Raw genomic sequence first — 21,442 nt, 5'->3', positions numbered from 1 at the left:
GCCACCCGATGATCATGGTGAACCGCGGCCCGACGTCGCGATGGACAGGTCAGCCGAGGGCGACGAGCTCGCTGTCCCGCTTCTCCAGAATCGTGCTGCCGACCACCGTCAGCGAGATGGGCGAGCCGTCGTAACTTGTGCGCTCCAAGGGAATTCGGTTCATCTGGGCGCCCGACGCGGGATCGAGGACCGTGATCGCGCCCGCCGTCGGTAGCAGCAGCTTGCCCGCCATGAGCGCGGGCGCACCGAGAGCTCCGCCCGCGGTCCACAGCGGATCGAATGTGCTGCCGTTCAGGGCGATCACGCTGTTGCCGGTGAACACCAGGTATGCCGAGCCGATCCGGGTCGTCGTGCTCGTCTCGCTCAGCGGCGCCGAAAGATCATGCAGCACAATCGGATTCCCGTTCCCGTCGTACACCGCAAGACGCGGCGGCAGCTTTTCGGGACCCGAGGATGCGCCAGGGAGGTACAGCACGATTCGGCTGTCGGACACCGCGATCACCCGCGCGTCGGGAGACTCGGCGCCGGGACCGGTCAAGATGTGCGAGCCGTACTCTTCGGGCACCGTGTTGTCCTTCGGCGCCGGGTTGAGCACGGTGAGCCGGTTGGCGGGGTCAGCAGGGCAGCGTTCCAGGATACCCAGCCTGGAGGGGCTGGAACTCGCCGATAGCAGCGCGCAGCCTTTGCGCGGTTGGGTTTTCACGTTCACCGGCGCGTCGACGAAGCCGTACTCCAGGGTGCGCACCAGATCCGAGCGCCACACCTCCAACCGCTCCGGGCCCTGAGCCACGAAATACGTGCCGTCGACCGACAGCCGAACGCTCGGGTCCATGTAGCTGCTGCGCGCGGTTCGCCGGGCGCCGCTGTCTCCGGCGAGCAAGGTGGCCTGACTGCAGCCGCGGTGGTCGCGGTACACCGCGACCACCATCCCGAACTGGCCCTCGATCCCGCACAGCGGCATGTCGCGCTGGTACTTCCACAGCTGGTCGCCGGTGTGCGGGTCGCGGCCGGTCACGGTGCCGTCGGCACCGGTCACCGCGACGCCGCCGGAGACGAGGGCTCGCGTACTCGCGCTGTCCGGCGCACGCCACAGTTCGCGCAGCGAGGCCGGCAGCTGATCGGCCGCGACCGGCGTCGGCACGGTGGTGCCCGCGGTCACCGATTCGGTGCCGTGCGAGTCACCGTGCACCCACACCACAATCCCCGCGACCATCACGAGAACCGCGATCGTCAGTGCGGAGATGATGTCGGCGCGCGTCCGCCGCTCGGGTGCGAGCACGAGTGCGAGACTAGCGGATCAGACCGACGCGGCCGCCGTGGTCTCGGCCGTACTCCCATTGCTCTCGGTCGCCTCGCCCTCGGTGGGCTTACGCCGCCTGCGCCGACGGCGTGCGGGCTTGTCCGCCGACTCGGCGTCGCACTCGCCGCTGTTGTGCGGGGCCTCGGCCTCGGTGCCCTCGGCCGCATTGTCCGAGGAGCCGTTGTCCGTCGCGTCACCGGCGGGCTTGCGCCGCCTGCGCCTGCGGCGTGCGGGCTTGTCGGCCTGCTCGGCGTCGGCGGACGTTTCCGCTACCGGTCCGGTTTCGTCGCCGGTGGTTTCGTCGCCGGTGCCGTTCGGTTCGACGCCGTCGATCGGCTGACCGGCGCGGGTGCGCCTGCGGTTGCGCTTGCGCGGCGCGCGCTCGGGGCGCTCGACCACGACCGCGTCCGGGTCGCGTTCCGGCTTGGGCTTGCGGATCATGCCGCTCACGCCCTCCGGAATGCCGAGGTCCGAGTACAGGTGCGGCGAGCGCGAATATGTCTCGACCGGATCGGGGATACCGAGGCCGAGCGCGGTGTTGATCGCGGACCAGCGGTTCAGCTCATCCCAGTCGATCAGCGTCACCGCGACGCCGGTACGTCCGGCCCGGCCGGTGCGGCCGATCCGGTGCACGTAGGTCTTCTCGTCCTCCGGGCACTGGTAGTTGACGACGTGCGTGACGTCGTCGATATCGATGCCTCGGGCAGCGACATCGGTCGCGACCAGCACGTCGATGGTGCCCTTGCGGAATTTGGCCAGCGCCTTCTCGCGGGCGATCTGACCGAGATCGCCGTGCACCGCGCCGACCGCGAAACCGCGCTCGGCCAGCTCGTCGGCCACCTTCTGCGCGGTGCGCTTGGTGCGTGTGAAGACCATCGTGGCGCCCCGGCTCTCGGCTTGCAGCACGCGGGCGATCAGCTCGCTCTTGTCCAGGGCGTGTGCGCGGTAAACGAACTGCGCGGTGCGGTCGTGCACGGCGGAGTCGTGCGGCTCCTCGGCCCGGATGTGCGTCGGGCGAGTCAGGAAGGTGCGCGCCAGCGTGATGATCGGGCCGGGCATGGTCGCCGAGAACAGCATGGTCTGGCGCTTGTCCGGGACCATGCCGAGAATGCGCTCGATGTCCGGAAGGAAGCCGAGGTCGAGCATCTCGTCGGCCTCATCGAGCACGAGCACGCCGATCTTGCCGAGGATCAGGTGTTGCTGGTCGGCGAGGTCCAGTAGTCGGCCCGGGGTGCCGACCACCACGTCGACGCCCGAACGCAGTGCCGCGATCTGCGCCTCGTAGGGTCGGCCGCCGTAGATGGACGCGACGCGCAGCGGGCCCTGGTGATTGCTCAGATATTTGCCCGCGTTCTCCAGGTCCTGCGTGACCTGAATGCACAGCTCCCGAGTCGGTACGATGACGAGCGCTCGCGGGGTGCCGTCCAGAGGTGTGGTGCCGGATTCTGCGGTCGCGATCCGGTGCAGCAGAGGCACACCGAATCCGAAGGTTTTTCCCATACCGGTGCGGGCCTGACCGATGAGATCCTCACCGCCGAGCGCCAGTGGGAGGGTCAGTTCTTGAATGGCGAAAGTACGTTCGATACCGATCTCACCGAGCGCGCGGACGATTTCCTCGCGAACTCCTAATTCGGCGAAAGTCGGGGCGGTGTGCGTTGCGTCCAGTTCGGCCGTCAACAGGGTGTCCGCCAGTCCGGGTTCCTGATCGACTGTGATCTTGCTCAGGGTTCGTGCCTTCCTCGTAATCGCGTCACGCGCGCACGAGGTGGGGCGGGCCGGGCGGCCCGCGACAACCACGTCTCCGCCTGCGATACTCACCCGGCCACGCTCTGGATGTCGGTGCCGGCCACAAAAACGGCGGCTACCTGGAAAGACATCGGCGCGGCGCACTGGTGACGCGGATCTGGTGCGCGCACATTCTCCTGTCCAACGAAAACCTCGCACCCGAAACCGGTCGGCGGTCGTAGCGGCGTCCCCGCGATGTGCGGGGCGCGGCGTCCGGCAACTCTGTCGAGCGAAACTTTCGTTGTCCGTAGTGATTGTAGCGTGATATTGTGCGCGGCTCGAATTGCCGCCACGGCGTGCTGTCGAATTTTCCGGAATCCGAAGTGTGATTTCGTCGCGTCAGCCGCCGACGTACGCTGCCCCACATGGTAATTCATCCGGCGTGGCAAATCCGGTCGACGCTCGAGCCGTCCCACCACGCCGTGTATTTCGGTGTCGAGGAGGCGGGCGTCGGGCTCGGACTGCTCCTGATTCCGCCGCTGAACTCGATCGGCGTCGGGAAGCTGTAGGCGCAATCGGGAGTTGCCTGTAACCGTCGGTACCGACCTGTGGGAGATTCTTCGCTGTGAGCCTTGCCGACACTGTCACTATCGCCGCTCGTAACGCCTGGGCCCTCACGTTCGGCTCCGGGATCCAGGAGCCGGACCCGACGCCGTCAACGGTGCTGTGGGACCAGCCGCATCGCCGACTGCGCCGGTTCGAGGTCGCGGACGGCGGCGCAGCGGGCGGCGATGCCGCCGTGCTACTGGTTCCGCCGCTCGCCGCGCCCGCCACCTGCTTCGACCTGCGACCCGACCAGAGCCTGGCGCGGTTCCTGCTGGAGACCGGCCACTGCCCATACGTCATCGACTACGGCGAGATCACGTTCGACGACCGGCGGATGGGCTTCGAGGATTGGATCGACGATATCCTCCCCGAAGCGGTACTGCGGGCCTCCGCCGACCGCGACGGACGACCCGTCGACCTGGTCGGCTGGTCGATCGGCGGCACGCTGGCCCTGCTGACCGCCGCGGCGCATCCCGAACTGCCGATCCGGTCCATCGCCGCGGTCGGCGCGCCGCTGGACTACGACAAGATGACCGGCATGCCGCAGCTGCGTGCGGTCGCGAAACTCACCGGCGGACTGGCCACCTCCACCGTGATCCGCGCGGTCGGTGGCGTACCCGCGACGCTGACCCGGATCGGTTACAAGATCACCGCTTGGGATCGCGAGCTGACCCGGCCATGGTTCGTCGCGAGCAATCTCGCCCGCACCGAGGCGCTCGCCAGAATGGAAACGATCGACCGCTTCATGGCCGAGATGCCGGGCTATCCCGGCCGTTTCTACAACCAGCTGTGGGGCAGGCTGATCCTGAACAACGACATCGGCCGCGGCGTCGTCCGCTTGGGCGCCCGCCGCATCGAGCTGGCGAAGGTGACCGCGTCCGTCCTGCTGGTCGGCGGGCCCGCCGACGTGATCACCCCCGCCGCCGCCGTCGAGGCAGGTATCGGCACTCTCACCGGCGCGGCCACGGTCCGTTACGAGACGGCGCCGGGCAGCCACCTCGGCATTCTCGCCGGACCGACCGCCCGCGACACGACATGGAGTTACCTCGAGAAGTTTCTCGCGGAGGCCGCATGACCCGCGCCGGGTATTAGGCTGGGGCGTATGGGAGCACAGTCACCTGCCGCGCTAGGTGTTACGTCGACCGACCCAGCAAACCTCTCCATCCCCGTGAGCCATCCCGGCGTGACCGATCTGTTCGCGGTCCTCGCCTACGGTGAGATCTCCGCGTTCTACCGGCTGGCCGAGGAGGCCAAGTTGTCGCCGACGCTGCGGGGCAAGGTGGCCGTGGCGACGATGGCCGCCGCCGAGATGGAGCACTTCACAACACTTCAGGCCGCGCTCGCCGAGCGCGGCGCCGACATCTTCGACGCCATGGCGCCGTTCGTGCGGGCGCTGGACGACTACCACGCCTCCACCGATCCCTCGACCTGGCTCGAGTCGATGGTGAAGTTCTACGTCGGCGACGGCATCGCCGCCGACTTCTATACCGAGATCGCGGGCGCGCTCACTCCCGACGTCGCCGCGGTGGTCCGCGATGTACTCGCCGAGACAAGACATTCGGAGTTCGTAGTCGAAGAGGTGCGTCGCGCGGTCGTCCACAATCGCTCCGAGCGTGACCGTCTCACACTGTGGGGCAGACGCCTGCTCGGTGAGGCGATCACCCAGGCCCAGTACGTGATGGCCCAGCGCGACGAACTCACCGATCTGGTCCTCATCGCCACCGGCGACCTCAACGGCATCGCCGAGCTCTTCGAGCGCATGCAGGCCAGCCACGCCGAACGAATGGCGGTGCTGGGTATCTGATTTGCTGTGCGGCGCCTACTCGTTCACCGCGCGGTTGGGGACCAGCCGCAGGCCGGGCGCGTGTGTGCTGGCGCGGTCGGCGAGCCAGACGATGAGGCTCTGGTCTCGGTCGGCTTCCAAGGTCTCGAACGGCACGTCGACCGGCCCGTGGACGGGATGGTCGAGCTGCAGTGTGCCGGAGATGTGGGCGCCGACCCGGTGTGGCTTCCAGCGCTGCTCGAAGTCCGGGTGACGGCGCAGCGCATCGATCGTCTCCAGCAGCGAATCGTCGGCCGGCCAGCGGAGTTTCGCACCGCTGAGCGCGGCGGAGAAGATGTCGGCGGCCTCGTCCCAGTTGCGCAGGACGCGCCGTGCCGCCGGATGCATGAAGGTGTACCAGGCCAGGTTGGGCTGTTCGTCATCGTCCAGCAGGCCGAGCGGGGCGACGAAGTCGACCCACGCCTGATTCCAGCCGAGCACGTTCAGCCGACGGCCCACCACGAACGCGGGCGTGGGATGCAGGGCGCGCAGGATGGTCTCGATCGTCTCCGCTACCTGTTCCTCAGCGGATTCGCTTCCAGGACAGCGGGATTCATTGCCCGAGGCCAGGGCAAGCATGCTGAAGTGGTGGCGGTCGCCGCCGCGCAGCAACAACGCGTCGGCCAACGCGTCGATGACCGCGACCGACGGGTTGGTGTCGCGACCCTGCTCCAGTCGGGCGAGATAGTCGGCGCTGACTCCCGCGCGGACAGCGACCTCTTCGCGGCGCAGGCCGGGTGTCCTGCGCCGTCCGCCCTCGGGTAACCCGACGTCCGACGGCCGCAGTTCGGCGCGCCGGGCGATGAGGAATTCCGCGAATCCGTTCCTGGCCATGTGCCCCATCGTGCCTTTTCCTGGGATTGTTAGCCGCGCCCTGGCAGGTCCAGGATAACGGCGGTCTGGTTAACGGACCGCGGTCCGGCAATCGTCGAGAGTATGACAACTTCTTCGGAATCCCGCACGGCGACCCAGACGCTGAAAACCGGTTCGTGGGCGCTGGACACCGCGCACTCCTCGGTCGCCTTCACCATTCGTCATCTCGGCATCTCCAAGGTGCGGGGTCGATTCACCCGGTTCGAGACCGAATTCGTGGTCGACGAATCCGGCGCCGCCACCATCGGCGCGACCATCCACCTCGACTCGTTCGACACCGGGAACCCGGACCGGGACGCGCACGTCCGCACCGCCGACTTCCTCGATGTCGCCAACCGTCCGACCCTGACCTTCCGCGCCGCCCACCCGGTGGCCGTCGCGGAGACCTTCGAGGTAGAAGGCGAGGCAACACTCGGCGCGATCACCAAGCCGGTCACCCTCGAGGTCGAATGGGGCGGCGTGCAGGACTTCGGGCCGACCGGCGACCGGCACGCGGGTTTCTCCGCGACCGGCACCATCAAGCGCACCGATTTCGGCGTCGGCGGCCTGATGCCGGGCATGCTCAGCGACACCGTGAAGATCGAGCTCGAGGTTCAGCTCATCGAGCCGAAGTAAGCCCTGCGGATGGCCTGCCGGGACGGTGTTCGCGAAAGGCGAACACCGTCCGTCCCGAACGGACAACGCGATCTCCGATCGCCAGACGTGCCGACTGATCTCGTTGATACATGGGTAACTCGCCGGGTACGCCCAGAACTGCAGCGGCACCCGAGGCAGGACCTGAACGCAAATCTCGCGTTACCCGACTTGTACGGCCCAAGGACCCGGAGAGGCGGGGGAGCCTGAATACTCGGAGAGGCGGACTGGCATTAGCCTGGGAACGACAACACAGGACTCTTAGGTTCGGAGGTTGGCCGTGGAGGTCAAGATCGGTATTTCGGATAGCCCGCGTGAGCTGGTGATCAACAGCGCGCAGACCCCGGACGAGGTCGAGGCGGTGGTGTCCGGTGCGCTGAGCGGTGAAGGCGGCGTCGTGTCGCTCACCGACGAGAAGGGCCGGAAGTTCCTGATCCAGGCTTCGAAGGTCGCCTACGTCGAGATCGGCACCGCCACGGGCGGCCGCGTCGGTTTCGCCGCCGTCTGACCTGGTCTCCGGCCGATACGCGTCGAGCCCCTGTTCCCGATCGGTGGGGAACAGGGGCTCGTTCGTCGCTGCGCTCGCTCAGCCGATCGGGTGCAGCGGCACGTGCTTGAGGCCGCCCCAGGCGAGCGAGACGGTGGTATCGACCGCCTCTTCCTTGGGGATCGGCCGATCGGCCTCCAGCCAGTAGCGCGCCGTGAACTGGCTCGCGCCGACCAGACCGACCGCCAGGATGCGCGCACGGTACGGGTCCAGGCCCGAGTCGTGCGCCACCAGGTCGAAGACCGCGTCCACGCAGGCCTCGGTGGCCTGCTCGACCCGGCGCTGCACCTGCGGCTCGCTGGTCAGGTCGGACTCGAAGACCAGCCGGAAACCCTGCATCTCGTTGTCCACGAAGTCGAAGTAGGCCTGCACCGCCGCGCGCACGCGCTGTCGGTTGTCGGTGGTCGACCGCAGCGCCTGCCGCACGCTGGACACCAGCATGTCCACATAGTTCTGCAGCACCGCGAGGTACAGCTCCAGCTTGCTGCTGAAATGTTGGTACAGCACCGGTTTGCTCACGCCTGCGCACTGCGAGATCTCGTCCATGCCCGCGGCGTGGTAGCCGCGCTGCACGAAGACTTCGCTTGCCGCCGCGAGTAGTTGTAGACGTCGCTCGTCGCGCGGAAGCCGGGTACCGCGTTTGGCGGGTGCCGCTGCCCCGGACGACGATCGGCGGGACGTCATCCGGTCCACGAGGTCAGTCATGTCGGCTCTCCCAGTCGATTCCCCGGCAAAAGGGATGTGCACCGGGTTATCCCATGAACGATACCCGGTAGTCGCCAGCCCGCAGCTCGGGGTCGGGCAACTCGTGCCAGCCGGTGAGAATTGTCGCATCGAGGCGGCCGGCGAATTTCCCCGTCCGTGCGGACTCGTCCGCTGTGAGACTCTGGTTTGCGTGTCCGACCGACCGGAAAGACCGTCCGGCGGGAGGCGCGGAGCGCGCCGCCCCGCTGGCTCCGGCGCGTCCGGTTCCGTAGTGTCGGGCCCCATGGCGAGAACCGGGCCAGACGCGCGATCGGGTAAAGCGGCTCGACCCGACGCCGCGGCACCGTCCGGGGCCGGTGGCGGATCACCAGGCCGGGGCGGTGAGCCCGGCAACCGGAAGCGCTCGGCTCGAACCACCGAACCCCCTGGGCAGCAGTCCGATTCGAACCCACCGCGGCGCGATCGCGACGGCGTCGAGATCTACGATCCGCTCGGCCTCTACAGCGCAGACGACCTATCCCACCAACCGCTGCGTGCCCACTGGGATCCCACCTCTCCCGACGAGGGCAGAGTGCGGGACCGCCCCGAGCGGGATGCGAAGAAGCAAAGCGCACTCGGCAGATTCGTCTCCACCTATGGCTGGCGGGCGTACGCCCTCCCGGTGCTTTTCGTGATCACCGTGCTTGTGGTCGCGGACGCGATCCGCAGCACCGACACCGCGGAAGGCGCGGGCGGGGCTCCCGGACTCGGACAGCTCAGCCCACACACCGCGACCGCGGGCATTATCGGCGCCCCGCCGGGGGACGGGCACTTTCCCACCGATCTGCCGACCGGGGCGCTGCCCGAGGGTGGCGCGTTCGCCGTGACCGGCGCGGGCACCTGGCGCGTGGTGCCGGGCACCACCGCCCAGGTCGGCACCGGAACGAGCGTCTTCCGCTATACCGTCGAGATCGAGGACGGCGTGGACACCTCCGGTTTCGGCGGCGACGAGTCCTTCGCCACAATGGTGGACTCCACTCTCGCCAATCCGAAGAGTTGGGCGCATGACCGCAAGTTCGCGTTCCGCCGGGTCGACCAGGGCGCCGCGGACTTCCGCATCTCGCTCACCTCGCGCGAATCCAGCCGCAAGGAGTGCGGTTTCGACATTCCGATCGACACCTCCTGCTACAACGCCGACAGCCGCCGCGTGGTGCTCTCCGAGGTTCGCTGGGTCCGTGGGGCGCTGGCCTTCGAAGGTGACATCGGCTCGTATCGGCAGTACCAGATCAACCATGAGGTCGGCCACGCCATCGGCTACCACCACCATCAGCCGTGCGACACCGATGGCGGACTGGCGCCGGTGATGATGCAGCAGACTTTCGGCACGTACAACAACGACATCGCCGCCCTCGACCCCGACGGTGTCGTCCCGATGGACGGCAAGCGCTGCCGCTTCAACCCCTGGCCCTACCCGCGCGGGTAAGGGTGTTTTCGGCCGCGCGGGCGCGGCGTGTTCGCGGCCCCCTTATGGCTCGCGTCCGAGCGACCGCCGCTGGCGACTTCGTCGCGGACGCGACGGCCGCTCGGACGCGAGCCGGGCCGCGAACGGGGCATGCTCGGTCTCGCTGCGCTCGGAAGCGGGGGTTGGGCCGATGTGGTTGCGTTGGGAGGCGGTGATTGTTTTTGCAGCACTTGCGGCGTGTTCGCGGCACCGGGTAGCGATCTATCCGCGACCGGCCGGGCGGTTTCGCTGTGGGTTGGTGATGCGGGACGATGTGAGGGAAGAATGGTCCGGTCGCCGGTGTTGCACAAGAGCAGCCCACGAAGGGCGCCACACCGCCGTTGCGATCGGCCAACGCGATTCGAGGAGTCCTGGACGTGTCATCACCGAAGTCTCTGCCGCCACTTGTCGAGCCGGCCGCGGAGCTGACCAGGGACGAGGTCGCCCGCTACAGCCGTCACCTGATCATCCCGGATTTGGGTGTGGACGGGCAGAAGCGGCTGAAGAACGCCAAGGTGCTGGTGATCGGCGCCGGTGGGCTCGGCTCGCCCGCCCTGCTGTACCTGGCCGCCGCGGGTGTCGGCACCCTGGGCATCGTCGAGTTCGACGAGGTGGACGCCTCCAACCTGCAGCGTCAGATCATCCATGGCGAATCCGACATCGGCCGCCCCAAGGCCGACAGCGCGCGCGACTCGATCCTGGAGATCAACTCCGGCATCGAGGTCCGGCTGCACAAGATCCGCTTGGAGCCGGACAACGCGGTCGAGCTGTTCGGCGAGTACGACTTGATCGTCGACGGCACCGACAACTTCGCCACCCGCTACCTGGTCAACGACGCCGCGGTGTTGGCGGCCAAGCCCTACGTGTGGGGCTCGATCTACCGTTTCGAGGGCCAGGTCTCGGTGTTCTGGGAGGACGCGCCGGACGGCCGCGGCATCAACTATCGCGACCTGTACCCGGAGGCCCCGCCGCCCGGCATGGTGCCGTCCTGTGCCGAGGGCGGCGTGCTGGGTGTGCTGTGCGCGTCGATCGGGTCGGTCATGGTGACCGAGGCGATCAAGCTGATCACCGGTATCGGTGAGCCGTTGCTGGGCAGGCTGATGGTGTACGACGCATTGGACATGAATTACCGGACGATCAAGCTGCGCCGCGATCCGGAGCGTCAGCCGATCACCGAGCTGATCGATTACGAGGCGTTCTGCGGCGTGGTGTCCGAGGAGGGCCAGGCGGCCGTCGCCGGGTCCACGGTCACCGCGCGCGAGCTCAAGGAGTTGATCGACGCGGGCAAGGAGATCGAGCTGATCGACGTCCGCGAGCCGGTCGAGTGGGACATCGTGCACATCGAGGGGGCCAAGCTGATCCCGAAGGACCGCATCCTGTCCGGTGAGGCGCTGTCCGAGCTGCCGCAGAACCGCCCCATCGTGTTGCACTGCAAAACCGGTGTCCGCTCCGCCGAGGCGCTGGCCGCACTCAAGCGCGCGGGCTTCTCCGACGCCAGTCACCTGCAGGGTGGCGTGATCGCCTGGGCCAACCAGGTGGACAAGTCGCTGCCGGTGTACTGAGCAGTGTTTGTTCGGCCGCGCGAAGCCGCGGCCGAACAACGCAACGCGAACCCGCGGTGCGCAAGCACTGCGACTGATACCGCGTTTGCCTCCCAAAACAACTGCATCGGCCACTCTGGGTTCCGACCGCAGCGAGACCCAGCTTTCCTGTTCGCGGGCACAAGGCGGCCGCGAACACATCCGCGCAGGCGTTGCCAATTGAACACAGCGCAGCCAGTCGATACCGCGTTTGCCTTCCGGCGCAATCGAAGTCGCCAGCGGCGGTCGCTCGGACGCGAGCCATAAGGGGGCCGCGAACACGGCGCGCCGAAGGCGCGCCAAATCTAACAGAGCGTACGGTACGGCCGTGACTTCTGTGGAACCACCCGAGCACGTGCGTGCCACGTTCGGTCTGCGCGAAGTGACCCCGGTTTCGCTGGGTGACTGGGACGGTGGCTGGCGCTTGGGGGACGTGGTGCTCAGCCCGGTCGCCGATCACGCGCGTGCGGCGTGGTCGGCGAAGGTGCGCGAGACGCTGAAGGTGGACGGGCTGCGGGTGGCCCGTCCGGTGCGCGCGACCGACGGCCGCTATGTCGTGTCGGGCTGGCGGGCGGATACCTATCTGGAGGGCACCCCCGAACCGCGCCACGACGAGGTGGTGTCGTTGTCGCTGCGACTGCACCAGGCCACGGCGACGCTGGAGCGGCCGCGTTTTCTCGTGCAGCCGCCGGTCGCGCCGTGGGTGGATGTGGATGTTTTCGTCGCCGCGGACCGCGCCGCCTGGGAGGCGGTGCCGCTGCGCAGCCTTCGCGCGGGCGGTGCGCTGTTGTCTACCTCGCCGGACGGTCAACGCAGCATGGAGTTGATCGGTCAGCTTGCCACGCTGCGCAAGCCGGTGCGGGCGCCCGCGCAAGTGGTGCACGGCGACCTGTTCGGCACCGTGCTGTTCGCGGGCTCCTACACGCCCGGCCTCACCGACATCACGCCGTATTGGCGGCCCGCACCGTGGGCGGCGGGCGTGATCGTGGTGGACGCGCTGGCCTGGGGCGGCGCGGACGAGGGGTTGCTCGAGCGCTGGGCGGATCTGCCGGAGTGGTCGCAGATGTTGTTGCGGGCGGTCATGTTCCGGCTCGCGGTACACGCTCTGCACCCGCGCTCGACGCCCGAGGCGTTCCCTGGTCTCGCACGCACCGCCGACATGGTGCGCCTCATGCTCTGAATCGGAATACCTGCTGTACGGAATGGTTGTGCGCGCAGCGCGATATCGAATCGCGCGGAGCCCGACGCCGCGCTCGCCCCCGTGATAAGTTTTGCGCAGTATCGCCGCCGTGGGTCTCTGCTGGGCTGGAGGCCAGCGCGGCCCGCGACGAGGGGTGAGGACGGCGGCAGGTGAGAATTCAACCGAGACAACAGATTCTGGATCTGTGGCGATCTGTGCTGGCCCGATCCTGGAACGGTGCCGAGTGGCGCTGGGATGGTCGTGAGCCCGCCAACTCGATCAGTGATTCCGAGCAGTTGCTGTGCCTGCTCTATCCGGCGACCGAGATCGAAAGCCTCGCACTGGATCGTCCGGACAGCATGGCCGACGACGTCAGTTCGGTGCTCTCGCCGTTCGGTGGCCAGACGAAGATCGGCACCGTCATAGTCACGTTGCTCGAGGACTACATCCTCCGCAACACCCAACGCCTGGGACCGGACTTCGAACCGGACAGCGCCGGCGAACCGGACGGCGAGCCCATCTTCGCCGCAGGTAGCTACCTGCGCTCCGCCGACGAGCGGGAACCCACTGCGGCGCAGCGGGGAATCGAGGTCGTCGACTCGTATTCCATGTCGCTGACATTGTGTCTCGCCGGGCTGCGCTTCCTGCGAGTCTACGAGGGCTGGGTGCGTGCGGAGGCACGCGGCAGCCTCGCCGAACGGATCGAGAAGCTCGCCGCCAGGCTCAGCACCCGCCTGACCGCCGCGATGACCGGCTTGGTGCGCAGTTTCGTCGTCACGACCGTCGAGCCGAAATCCGATGCCGGACAGGTGATGCTCGGCATGCTCAATCAGAACGACCTGCCGGAGAAAACGGTCGCCGAGGGCATCACGAACAGCCTGCAGCGGGTCCGCGCGCGGCTGCGCAATGACATCACGCTCGGGCAGACACCGGACACGGAGCTGGACGACGAGGATCTGCTGTTCGAATGCGGTTGGAGCTGGGGGCTGGTCCGCGATGCCGCGCCGGTCGGCTTCGTGGACAGCGACATCGCCAGAAAGCCGGGTGTCGCCGATCCGCGCCCCTACCTGTATTTCACCGTCATCGCGCTCGACGGCATCAACGACCTGATCTCCCAGCGCACCAGGGAACTGGACCTGCTCGACGAACAGCAGTACCGGCTGGCCGAGGCACTGCGCATTCGCTGGGACCTGACTCAGCGCTACTGGTCGACGGTCGCCCGATTCGGCTCCGGTTCGTGGCCGCTGGAAGATATCCCGTGGCGCACCTCCGACGGCGAGGAATCGGACTACTTCAGTCTCATCGTGTCCGCCGTGCTGATCCAGGACCTGGTCGCCCGAACTGCCTCCGACGACGACTTGACCAGGGCTGTCTCGATTTTCGACGAACTGGCCAGGCGTGGCCGGATCATTCGCAGGACCACACGCGACGATCCCGCGGTGGAGCTGCACGCGCCGGGCGTGCGATTGACCTTGCGCGGCAGCGAAACCGTGGACAACGGTCCGCTGTTGCACTGGGAGGTCTCCGATTTCGCCGCAGTGCTGTTGAAGCGCACGTTGCAGGCCGCCCGTCTCTCCGGCGACATCACCGCTCGCGACCGGCTGATGGATCTGGCCAAATCGACAATGGATCATCTGGAAGCGCGAATGATCAGCTCCGGCAGGGCGTCCGGGCTCTGGGACGATCCCGCCGGGATCTTCGGCAACGGGACGCAGCGGGAAACCGATCCGTCCTGGTACATGACAGAACGCGTGATCGAATGCCTGGTCACCGCGGACCGGACGTTCCGCGAGCCACCGTTGACCTCCCGCGCGATGGTGGTGCGCGCGGTCGAACTGCTCAACGAGGCCGAGCATCTGCTCAACCAGGAAATGCTCGGCGTCAGTATCGAGGACTTCTCGGAGAACCGGATCACCCTGGACCGGGTGGAGGAGCACCTCGAGCAAGCCAGGCAATTGGTGGTTCGCAGACAGGCGGGCACCGCGTTCGTGCTCGCCGCCGACGCGCTACGCGAACTGCACAAACTGGCCTATGCCCGCATGGACGCGACAAGGAGCACGTAATCGCATGATCGTGTTCGCGACCTCCGACAAGGGCGGCACCGGACGTTCGGTGACCAGCTGCAATCTCGCCTACCGCCTATGCCTCAGCGGTATGAGCGTGGTCTATCTCGATTTCGACTTCGGTTCGCCGACCGCGGGCGCCCTGTTCGAGATCGGTTCCGTGGAGCGGGGAACTCCCGATGGGGACGGACTGCACGAGTATCTGCTCGGGAAGAACGGCATCGCCCGGCAGATCGACGTGCGCGCCAAGACCGACCGCAGTGGCTTGCGCAAGATGCGGACCAGGACCGGAAGGCTCGTCCTGTTTCCTGGTGACGAAGGCGGCGCCGAGTTCGACAGCATCAACGACGACGTGGTCAAGCGCTGTACGGAACTACTCGTCGGCCTCGAACAGGAATTCAAAGTCTGTTTCGTGGACCTGAGCGCGGGCCGTTCGCTGGCGATGGAGCTGGTGTTACGGGCGACGGCGGCGCCGCAGCTGGCCTCGAAGACGGTGCGTTGGCTGGTCTTCCACCGCTGGACCCGCCAGCACATCCTGGCGGCGAGCGGGCTGGTGCACGGTCCGCACGGGTTGTTGGAAACCGGCGGCCAGTGGAAACACGACCCGAAGAAGCTGCTCGCAAACATCCGCTATGTGCGCACCGCGGTGCCACAATTGAACGAGATGACCGGTGGTCCCGGTGCGGCTCAGGTCAAGTGGTTGCAGGAACAGAACGGAGCGTTGGTCACGCTGGCCGGGAAGAATCGGCTCGGCGCGACATCCCTGCTCGGCAAGACGCCGGTGGAGCCCGTGCTGCAATGGCGCGAGCAGATCATCCTCGACGCCGATGTGGCCAACAGCATCGCCAACGAGGACACCGCCGCCGCCTTCAACCAGCTTGCCGGGCGACTCGTGCACGCGGCCACCTGGGAATAGAACCGAACTCGCCATTGCTCCCGAAAGCGCCATCCTAGAAGGGTTTTCGATCCCCGTGGACTACGTAGCTGGCTATAGCGAGGCGACCGAGCGTACGCGGATCGCCCAGGTTCCGTTGTCCCACCTGTCCATCGAGGTGGGGCATTTCTACATGAACGATCTCAGCAATGGCGAGGATCGCATCCGCGCGCAGTTCCGCAAGATCGCTCCACTGGTCACGGCCTTCACCGCGGCCGCGCAGGCGGAGTTCGGGCCGCGCGCGCGGGTGAGCACCTGCTTCCTGATCGATGACTATTTTCGGCACGACACCGACCCGACCGAGATCCTCGGCAAGTTGCTCAGCGCCGCCGCGCAGTGCGGGGTGACCATCGACTATCTGGCACGCGAGGCGGGCTGCTGGGAGACGCCGTCCGGCTCGACCGGTGAGCGCCGCATCCAATTGGCCGAAATGGTCGCCGCGCGCATCGTGGCCGAGCCGCCGGAGGGTTCGACCGGGCGTCGTCCGCCCACCGCGGAGTCCGGCTGGCTGTGCAACGGGCGTCGCGCTTCCGACGACGAGCCGGGCCAGGCCATGCATCGTCTGCCGTACGAGCCGCCGGAGGAGTTCGGCAGGCGCGAGCATTCGATCTTCCTCGACGTGCAGATGTGGACCAAGCAGACCAAGAAGGTGAACGGGCGGGCCGAGGTACACACCAAATGGTCGTGCCCCTTCCTGGCCTCGATCTGGCAGCTGTTGCGGCTCGGGATGCTGCGCTACGACGGCGAACCCGTCGTGGATCCGCAGCTGTGGCGGCCGGAGGACGGTTGGCCGCAGCAGTGGTGGGAGATGCCCGCCGTGGTGAAACTCAATCCGCAGGCCAAACCCTTCGCTGCCTACCGCTCGCTGTCGCTGCTGCCGCAGCGGTACCTGGGTATCGAACACGCGGTGCGGGTAATCCTGGATCACATCGATCTCGAGGAAGAAGTGGTCGATCAGATCATCGCGCGGGGCACCGACGAGGATGTCCCGATCATGGTGCCGCGCAAGGTGACCGAGCGGATGAGCCACCTGCTGCTGGAGGGATCCTGATATGGGCGAATCATCGGACTTCGGTTCCGACCCCGATCGGCCCTCGCACGGCAGGCGGCTGCGCCGACGGCCGGCAATGCCCCGTCGTCGGCGCACGGCCCGGCAGCCACCCCTGGCCGGAAGGACCACGCGCGCGGTCCCCGAAAAGTCCCCGACGCCAGCACCTGCCGGTACCCGGCCGCTGATCCTGCTCGGTGAGGTCCGCACCTGTCTGGTGCCGGATTCGACGGCACTCAGCCGAGACATGCTGGAGGAACTGCTCGCGCTGATTCCCGGCGAGAAGATGCCGTGGCGCGAGCGGCCGACGACCCTGGCCACTTCGCCGACCATCGCGGTCGGAGTCGATTGCCAGCTGGCCACCCGGCCGCGCGGCGGCGTCCGCGCGGTCGGGACGGTAGCCACCAATGCGGTGGTCGTCGGTGGACGGGTGCTGCAGAGTTCGGCGCACACCACAGTCGTTCCCGCCGAGACACGTCAGCGGCAGACCTGGTCGCATTATCTGACCAAAATCGGGGTGATGGAGGTGGTCTCGAAGGTCACCGACGCGACCAGCGGTGAGCTGGGCGAGTGTTTTCTCGCCCCGGGCGAGCCGCCCGAGGGCACCTTGGATCTGGCCTCGATCAGTCAGCGGCTGCTCGCCAGGATCCGGATGGACATGGGGCTCGATCAGCACGCGCCGATGCAGACGCGGACGGCGCGGCTGCGCTGGGCCGCGCGGATCGCCGACGTGCCGCAGCCGATCCTGAGGTTCCAGTTGCAGGACGAGTTGGTGCGCACCGTGCTGGTGACGGTGCGCGACGAGTCGGAACTCGCGGTGACGCGCCGGTTCTGCGAGGATCTCGCGCTGCACGACTGGCTGCTGACGGTCGCCCGCGCGGTCGTCGAGGAGGCCGATCTCCACCCGCCGTCCAGCACGGAGTCGGCCGAAATCATCGCGCCGCTGCTCACGCATCTGGCGCACCTCTGGATGCCTGGTGCGCACACGCCAGGGGTGTTGTGCGGCCTCTGGGAACAAGTGGAGCACAACCCCGGCTTCACCCGGGAATGGCAGGCGCAGGTGGGCCAGCTGCGCGACCGGATGTCGGCAGCGACCCTGGCTGCTATGCGCCCCTCCAAGATAAACACACCGGATTGAGCTCAGTCCGGTCACAGTCGGAACCATCGACGGACGAGTAGCGCGAAAAAGACCGAGGTGGCGACGATCCCGGCGTACGACTCGATGATGAGCAAGACGTGCCCTGCCCGGCTGACCTCTCCGATATCGCCGAGACCGAGCGGATTGAGGAAGTTGATCAGGCACATGTGCAGCGATGTGGTGATCGGAATGGGTGTGCTCAGCCACAGCGCGACGGTGAACACGAGCAGTAGCGCGGCGATCCAGACGAGCAGCCGGAACGGTCGGTAGCCGTAGCCACACATCAGGTCCGAGGCCCAGCCGGCGCTGCGCCGCCAGGCCGGGTAGATCGTCGTCCTGCGCGCTCTGGCCAGCGCGAGGCCACAGCGGTCTTGCGCATCGATGTCTTCATTGAGCGCGTGCAGACCAGAGGCGCGCAGAAAGGCCATGGCCGCGTGCCCGGGGAGAAACGTCTTGGCTTTCTGACCGGGCGCCTCGGCGGCGAGGAGTCGATGGCCGAGCTGCTCGTAGGTGTCGGCCAGCCGCATGTTCTGGGTGCGGCTCAGGCGTAGCGGGCCGCGCAGCTCGACCTCTGCGGCCAGTAGCGCCATCAGCAATTCGACGTGCGCCCGCTGCAGGACCTCGTCCATCGCGGTGGTGGTGTCGGCGGCTGCCGCGTAGATGTCGGTGAAGAGCAGGCTGTCGCCGCGATGCTTGATCTTCGAATGATCGAAGGCGGTGACCACCTTTTCGACGTGGCTGTTGAACGAATCCAGGAGCGGCTTCTCGTCCGGCCGTCTGGTCCCGGCGATCAACTCGTCCAGGTAGTCCGCGACTTCCTGGGCGTAGCCCGTGGCATGCTGATCGATCCAGATGTCGGGTGAATTCCCGAATTGCACATGGGTGACCGGGTCTTCGAATTCGGTCATCGATGTTCCTCCCCCGGGCCTGCGCGTCGTGCGACGTGATATCCACCATACAACGCTCTCCCGACCGAAAAAGGTTGGTAGGCAGCGTCCTTCTCGGATCTCCTGTACTTACGCCGGCATCGGCGCCCTAGTCCGAGCCTGGACTGCGCTTGCGCCAGACATCCGAGGTCGGATCGGTGATCGACGGTGTACTGGGGCGGTACTGGATTCGGCGTACCAGAACGTCACGCGGCTCGCCGGCACCGAAATAGCGCTCTTCGTATCCGGCCCAGACGAATCCGGACTTCTTGTACAGGTGCGCTGTCGCTTCATCAGTGGGCCGGACGGTGAGGAACACGTCGTCCACCCGGGCGGCCCGGCACCGGGCCAGCGCGCCGTCCATCAGCGCACGCCCGTAGCCGCGGCCACGGCAATGCGGCGAGACGGCGAGCCCGATCACCCAGGCGCACTGTGGCGAGCCGAGTGCCACCATCGCATAGCCGCAGACCGTGCCGTCGAGATCAGCGACCACCCACTGTGTTCCGTGCAGATCGAACAGCTGACGCAGCGCGAAGTACGGGTACGCCAGTTCCGCGAACTCCGTCTGCTCCAGTGCGGCGATATCCGCGAGATCATCCAACAGCGCAGACCGGAACACCGGTGTCCCAAGTCTTTTCGCGATGTTCACATGCTCACCTCTCCACCCCGGCGTGAGTCCGCCTTCCAGGGTAGAGCGCTCCCATAGTTGAGGGGTGGAGACGGTCGAAAGCCATACCTGTGAGATCAGTTCGCCGAGTGCGATTTTCGGGGCAAGGTGGTGACGGTGATGTATTTCGGATCCGCATACTCGGTCACGACGAGCTCGAGATCACCGTGGACGGCTGACCCTGCACCCGTCGTCTGCTGGCGTCCTGCCGGTGACGGCGAGATCGGTCGGCTATCAGCGGGCGGGCCGGGTGGCCGGCTGGAATCTGAAGGAGATGGCTTCCATGAGCGGTTTGCGCTGGGTCTTCTGCACGGCTGCGATCCGCCACCGGCCGTCGACGCGGACGACGGTGTAGGTCGCGAGTTTGCCCAGTTTCTTCGGTGTGCCCTTCGCGGATTCGCCGCGGGTCACGACCACGGCGGTATCGGCGCCGTAGCGGCGGATCTCGACGATGTCGACGATGAGCTGCGTGCCCTTCAGGAAGCTGTCGAACAGCGCCTGGTGCGCGCTGCCGATTTCCCGGCCGCCGTGGTAGACGGTGCCGACGTAGGTGATGTCGGTGGCATCGTCGGTGAAGCAGGCGCCGTAGGCGTCGCCGTCTGCCCGGTTCCAGGCGTCCTGGCTGCGTTCGATGAGTGCGCGGATGGCGGTGTGGTCGGTGTCGGTGGTCATGGCGAAGTCCTTTCTCGCATGCGCGGGGCCCTCGGTGGTCACGCTCCGCTGCCGCCTCCGGGCCTGACCGCTCATGCTGTGTCCTTTAGGGTTTTCGAGGTCAGTCGGAACCGAGCAATGCGAGCCCGGCTCGTCGGGGAAGCAGTCGCACGGCGGTGGTGAACAGCGTGTTGGCGCGGCTGGTGAGCACGAGTGGGCCGGCCGTGCCGGCCAGGGCTCGGAGCGCGCGGTTCACCACCTGCTGTGGCGATTGCACCAGCCAGGACGGCACGTCCGCAGCGGTCTGCGATGCGGTGATCGTGACGCCGGGGCACAGTGCCATCACATGCACACTGCGTGACTTCTGTTCGTGCCAGAGCGTTTCCGAGAACGAGGCGACGAACGCCTTGGACGCGCTGTACACACCGGCGCCGGGTTTCGGCACGAGTCCGAGCGTGGATGACACGTTTACCAGTGCACTGCCCGGGGCGGCGGCACCGAGAAAGGCGTGCGCCAGTGTCACAACCGCCCGGATATTGAGATCGACTGTCGCGAGTTCGGTTTCGAGCGCAACGGTGGCGAAGTCGCCGTGGGCGGCCATGCCCGCGTTGTTCACCAGCAGGGTGTAGTCGCGATGACGCAACAGGTCCGCGGTGGCCGTCAGGCCCTCCTGCGTAGCAAGGTCGGCGATGAGGTAGTCGTGCCCGCCGCCCAGTTCGGCCATGAGCTGGTCCAACGCTTCCGCGTGCCGCGCCACGGCGGTCACCGAATATCCCGCGGCCGCAAGCGATGTCGCGAAGGCGCGCCCGATTCCGGCGCTGGCGCCGGTCACCAGCGCTCGCATCGCTCCGCCTCCGGCTTGGTGCCGGGCGCGAACAGGAAAGAGATGCGCTCCATCACCGGCTGCCGCTTGGTGTTGTGGAAGGCGGCGATCCGCCACTGCCCGTCGGATTCCCGGACCAGCGTGTACGTCTGGGTTTTCGACAGTTCGGCCGGGCGATCCTTTTTGTAGGTGTCGCCCCGGCTGGTCGCGATGGCGACATCCGAGCCGTAGAAGCGCACCCCGAGATAGGAGTCGGCTAGCTCGGTTCCCTGCAGGAAGCCGTCGAACAGAGTGCGGTGCGCCTCGGCGAGATCACGACGGCCCTGGTAGTGGGTGCCCAGGTAGGTTGTGTAGCTGGCGTTCTCGGTGAATGCCGCGCCGTAGGCGTCGGCGTCGTTGCGTCCCCACGCAGCCGTCATCGTGGCCAGTGCGGCGCACACCGAGCGCAGATCCGCGTCCGTGCCGCCGTCCGGGATGATCCTCGTGCACTCGGCCGTACCGGTGTTGTGGACCCGGTCGGTCTTGTCCAGCCAGAGGTAGCCGCCTCCCGCGGCGATCCCGAGCGCGAGCGCGGTGACGCCCGCGGCCCGGGCTACCCGGTAACGCCGAGACTTCCGCGGTACCGGGGTAGCAATGGTGTCGTTGGTCATGGCAAGGTCTCCTGCTGTAGCATCTTCTTCTCAGAAGATGTTTCTTCTCTGGAGAAATATCTTCACAAAAGAAGAGATTAAGGAGGGGAGT

21 protein-coding genes are annotated in these 21,442 nt (G+C 67.1%); 12 read left to right on the top strand and 9 right to left on the bottom strand.

Annotated elements, in window-relative coordinates; genetic code table 11:
* Positions 1 to 49: 49 nt before the first annotated feature.
* On the bottom strand, positions 50 to 1,279 hold the full coding sequence (locus tag AB4Z47_RS12195; RefSeq protein ID WP_441950376.1) for an Rv3212 family protein: 1,230 nt from the start codon (positions 1,277 to 1,279) through the stop codon (positions 50 to 52).
* 18 nt (positions 1,280 to 1,297) lie between these two features.
* Positions 1,298 to 3,046 carry a DEAD/DEAH box helicase gene (locus tag AB4Z47_RS12190; protein WP_441950547.1) on the bottom strand — a complete coding sequence of 583 codons (1,749 nt, stop codon included), beginning with the start codon at positions 3,044 to 3,046 and terminating at the stop codon, positions 1,298 to 1,300.
* Positions 3,047 to 3,450: 404 nt separating this feature from the next.
* On the opposite strand from AB4Z47_RS12190, the gene AB4Z47_RS12185 reads away from it, so the two are divergent.
* Genes AB4Z47_RS12185 through AB4Z47_RS12175 form a run of 3 tightly spaced genes read left to right on the top strand, consistent with a single transcriptional unit; the run spans position 3,451 to position 5,435 of the window.
* Positions 3,451 to 3,594, top strand: coding sequence for a hypothetical protein (locus AB4Z47_RS12185; protein ID WP_441950374.1), 144 nt, complete (start codon positions 3,451 to 3,453; stop codon positions 3,592 to 3,594).
* A 56-nt stretch (positions 3,595 to 3,650) separates the two neighbouring features.
* Positions 3,651 to 4,706, top strand: coding sequence for an alpha/beta fold hydrolase (locus AB4Z47_RS12180; protein WP_441950372.1), 1,056 nt, complete (start codon positions 3,651 to 3,653; stop codon positions 4,704 to 4,706).
* Positions 4,707 to 4,733: 27 nt separating this feature from the next.
* Positions 4,734 to 5,435: a ferritin-like fold-containing protein gene (locus AB4Z47_RS12175; RefSeq protein WP_441950370.1), complete on the top strand. Its 702-nt coding sequence runs from the start codon at positions 4,734 to 4,736 to the stop codon at positions 5,433 to 5,435.
* 15 nt (positions 5,436 to 5,450) lie between these two features.
* Here the strand turns inward: AB4Z47_RS12175 and AB4Z47_RS12170 are convergent, their stop codons facing one another.
* Entirely contained in the window at positions 5,451 to 6,287 is an 837-nt protein-coding gene (locus tag AB4Z47_RS12170; RefSeq protein ID WP_441950368.1) for a helix-turn-helix domain-containing protein, read from the bottom strand.
* A gap of 102 nt (positions 6,288 to 6,389) precedes the next feature.
* Here AB4Z47_RS12170 and AB4Z47_RS12165 point away from each other — a divergent pair, with 102 nt between their 5' ends.
* Complete coding sequence (locus AB4Z47_RS12165; RefSeq protein ID WP_441950366.1) at positions 6,390 to 6,941, top strand: YceI family protein; 552 nt, start codon at positions 6,390 to 6,392, stop codon at positions 6,939 to 6,941.
* A gap of 298 nt (positions 6,942 to 7,239) precedes the next feature.
* Positions 7,240 to 7,467 carry a DUF3107 domain-containing protein gene (locus tag AB4Z47_RS12160; protein ID WP_441950545.1) on the top strand — a complete coding sequence of 76 codons (228 nt, stop codon included), beginning with the start codon at positions 7,240 to 7,242 and terminating at the stop codon, positions 7,465 to 7,467.
* Between the two features lie 78 nt (positions 7,468 to 7,545).
* Here the strand turns inward: AB4Z47_RS12160 and AB4Z47_RS12155 are convergent, their stop codons facing one another.
* On the bottom strand, positions 7,546 to 8,211 hold the full coding sequence (locus AB4Z47_RS12155) for a TetR/AcrR family transcriptional regulator (RefSeq protein WP_357266911.1): 666 nt from the start codon (positions 8,209 to 8,211) through the stop codon (positions 7,546 to 7,548).
* A gap of 283 nt (positions 8,212 to 8,494) precedes the next feature.
* Here AB4Z47_RS12155 and AB4Z47_RS12150 point away from each other — a divergent pair, with 283 nt between their 5' ends.
* From AB4Z47_RS12150 to AB4Z47_RS12120, 7 genes are all read left to right on the top strand, one after another.
* Positions 8,495 to 9,673: a DUF3152 domain-containing protein gene (locus AB4Z47_RS12150; protein ID WP_441950364.1), complete on the top strand. Its 1,179-nt coding sequence runs from the start codon at positions 8,495 to 8,497 to the stop codon at positions 9,671 to 9,673.
* A 395-nt stretch (positions 9,674 to 10,068) separates the two neighbouring features.
* Entirely contained in the window at positions 10,069 to 11,253 is a 1,185-nt protein-coding gene (gene moeZ / locus AB4Z47_RS12145) for an adenylyltransferase/sulfurtransferase MoeZ (RefSeq protein ID WP_441950363.1), read from the top strand.
* Between the two features lie 346 nt (positions 11,254 to 11,599).
* Entirely contained in the window at positions 11,600 to 12,451 is an 852-nt protein-coding gene (locus AB4Z47_RS12140; protein WP_441950361.1) for a TIGR02569 family protein, read from the top strand.
* A gap of 170 nt (positions 12,452 to 12,621) precedes the next feature.
* Positions 12,622 to 14,514 carry an SCO2524 family protein gene (locus AB4Z47_RS12135; protein ID WP_441950360.1) on the top strand — a complete coding sequence of 631 codons (1,893 nt, stop codon included), beginning with the start codon at positions 12,622 to 12,624 and terminating at the stop codon, positions 14,512 to 14,514.
* Positions 14,515 to 14,518: 4 nt separating this feature from the next.
* The gene (locus tag AB4Z47_RS12130) at positions 14,519 to 15,430 is read left to right on the top strand and encodes an SCO2523 family variant P-loop protein (RefSeq protein ID WP_441950358.1); all 912 of its coding nucleotides are present in this window, start codon (positions 14,519 to 14,521) and stop codon (positions 15,428 to 15,430) included.
* A gap of 55 nt (positions 15,431 to 15,485) precedes the next feature.
* Complete coding sequence (locus AB4Z47_RS12125; RefSeq protein ID WP_441950357.1) at positions 15,486 to 16,499, top strand: SCO2522 family protein; 1,014 nt, start codon at positions 15,486 to 15,488, stop codon at positions 16,497 to 16,499.
* Between the two features lies 1 nt (position 16,500).
* The gene (locus tag AB4Z47_RS12120; RefSeq protein ID WP_441950355.1) at positions 16,501 to 17,634 is read left to right on the top strand and encodes an SCO2521 family protein; all 1,134 of its coding nucleotides are present in this window, start codon (positions 16,501 to 16,503) and stop codon (positions 17,632 to 17,634) included.
* A gap of 11 nt (positions 17,635 to 17,645) precedes the next feature.
* Here the strand turns inward: AB4Z47_RS12120 and AB4Z47_RS12115 are convergent, their stop codons facing one another.
* The 5 genes from AB4Z47_RS12115 to AB4Z47_RS12095 all read right to left on the bottom strand — a co-directional run bounded on the left by AB4Z47_RS12115 (position 17,646) and on the right by AB4Z47_RS12095 (position 21,351).
* Entirely contained in the window at positions 17,646 to 18,542 is an 897-nt protein-coding gene (locus AB4Z47_RS12115; protein ID WP_441950354.1) for a hypothetical protein, read from the bottom strand.
* Between the two features lie 127 nt (positions 18,543 to 18,669).
* Entirely contained in the window at positions 18,670 to 19,209 is a 540-nt protein-coding gene (locus AB4Z47_RS12110) for a GNAT family N-acetyltransferase (RefSeq protein WP_441950352.1), read from the bottom strand.
* Between the two features lie 252 nt (positions 19,210 to 19,461).
* Positions 19,462 to 19,974: an SgcJ/EcaC family oxidoreductase gene (locus tag AB4Z47_RS12105; RefSeq protein ID WP_441950350.1), complete on the bottom strand. Its 513-nt coding sequence runs from the start codon at positions 19,972 to 19,974 to the stop codon at positions 19,462 to 19,464.
* Positions 19,975 to 19,999: 25 nt separating this feature from the next.
* Positions 20,000 to 20,722 carry an SDR family NAD(P)-dependent oxidoreductase gene (locus tag AB4Z47_RS12100; protein WP_441950348.1) on the bottom strand — a complete coding sequence of 241 codons (723 nt, stop codon included), beginning with the start codon at positions 20,720 to 20,722 and terminating at the stop codon, positions 20,000 to 20,002.
* Positions 20,707 to 21,351, bottom strand: coding sequence for an SgcJ/EcaC family oxidoreductase (locus AB4Z47_RS12095; protein ID WP_441950346.1), 645 nt, complete (start codon positions 21,349 to 21,351; stop codon positions 20,707 to 20,709). The genes AB4Z47_RS12100 and AB4Z47_RS12095 overlap by 16 nt, the downstream gene beginning before the upstream one ends.
* Between the last annotated feature and the right edge of the window lie 91 nt (positions 21,352 to 21,442).

This window comes from Nocardia sp. 2TAF39, assembly GCF_052114905.1.
In the GTDB taxonomy this organism is placed as follows: domain Bacteria; phylum Actinomycetota; class Actinomycetes; order Mycobacteriales; family Mycobacteriaceae; genus Nocardia.
Note: the sequence above shows the minus strand (reverse complement) of the source record. Positions and strands in the feature narration are given on the sequence as shown.

What these genes read in the sequence shown, in the direction of transcription:
- AB4Z47_RS12185 (WP_441950374.1), top strand. Translation starts at nt 3,451, where the DNA reads ATGGTAATTCATCCGGCGTGGCAAATCCGGTCGACGCTCGAGCCGTCC.
- AB4Z47_RS12175 (WP_441950370.1), top strand. Translation starts at nt 4,734, where the DNA reads ATGGGAGCACAGTCACCTGCCGCGCTAGGTGTTACGTCGACCGACCCA.
- AB4Z47_RS12170 (WP_441950368.1), bottom strand. Translation starts at nt 6,287, where the DNA reads ATGGCCAGGAACGGATTCGCGGAATTCCTCATCGCCCGGCGCGCCGAA.
- AB4Z47_RS12165 (WP_441950366.1), top strand. Translation starts at nt 6,390, where the DNA reads ATGACAACTTCTTCGGAATCCCGCACGGCGACCCAGACGCTGAAAACC.
- AB4Z47_RS12155 (WP_357266911.1), bottom strand. Translation starts at nt 8,211, where the DNA reads ATGACTGACCTCGTGGACCGGATGACGTCCCGCCGATCGTCGTCCGGG.
- AB4Z47_RS12150 (WP_441950364.1), top strand. Translation starts at nt 8,495, where the DNA reads ATGGCGAGAACCGGGCCAGACGCGCGATCGGGTAAAGCGGCTCGACCC.
- AB4Z47_RS12130 (WP_441950358.1), top strand. Translation starts at nt 14,519, where the DNA reads ATGATCGTGTTCGCGACCTCCGACAAGGGCGGCACCGGACGTTCGGTG.
- AB4Z47_RS12120 (WP_441950355.1), top strand. Translation starts at nt 16,501, where the DNA reads ATGGGCGAATCATCGGACTTCGGTTCCGACCCCGATCGGCCCTCGCAC.
- AB4Z47_RS12115 (WP_441950354.1), bottom strand. Translation starts at nt 18,542, where the DNA reads ATGACCGAATTCGAAGACCCGGTCACCCATGTGCAATTCGGGAATTCA.
- AB4Z47_RS12105 (WP_441950350.1), bottom strand. Translation starts at nt 19,974, where the DNA reads ATGAGCGGTCAGGCCCGGAGGCGGCAGCGGAGCGTGACCACCGAGGGC.
- AB4Z47_RS12100 (WP_441950348.1), bottom strand. Translation starts at nt 20,722, where the DNA reads ATGCGAGCGCTGGTGACCGGCGCCAGCGCCGGAATCGGGCGCGCCTTC.
- AB4Z47_RS12095 (WP_441950346.1), bottom strand. Translation starts at nt 21,351, where the DNA reads ATGACCAACGACACCATTGCTACCCCGGTACCGCGGAAGTCTCGGCGT.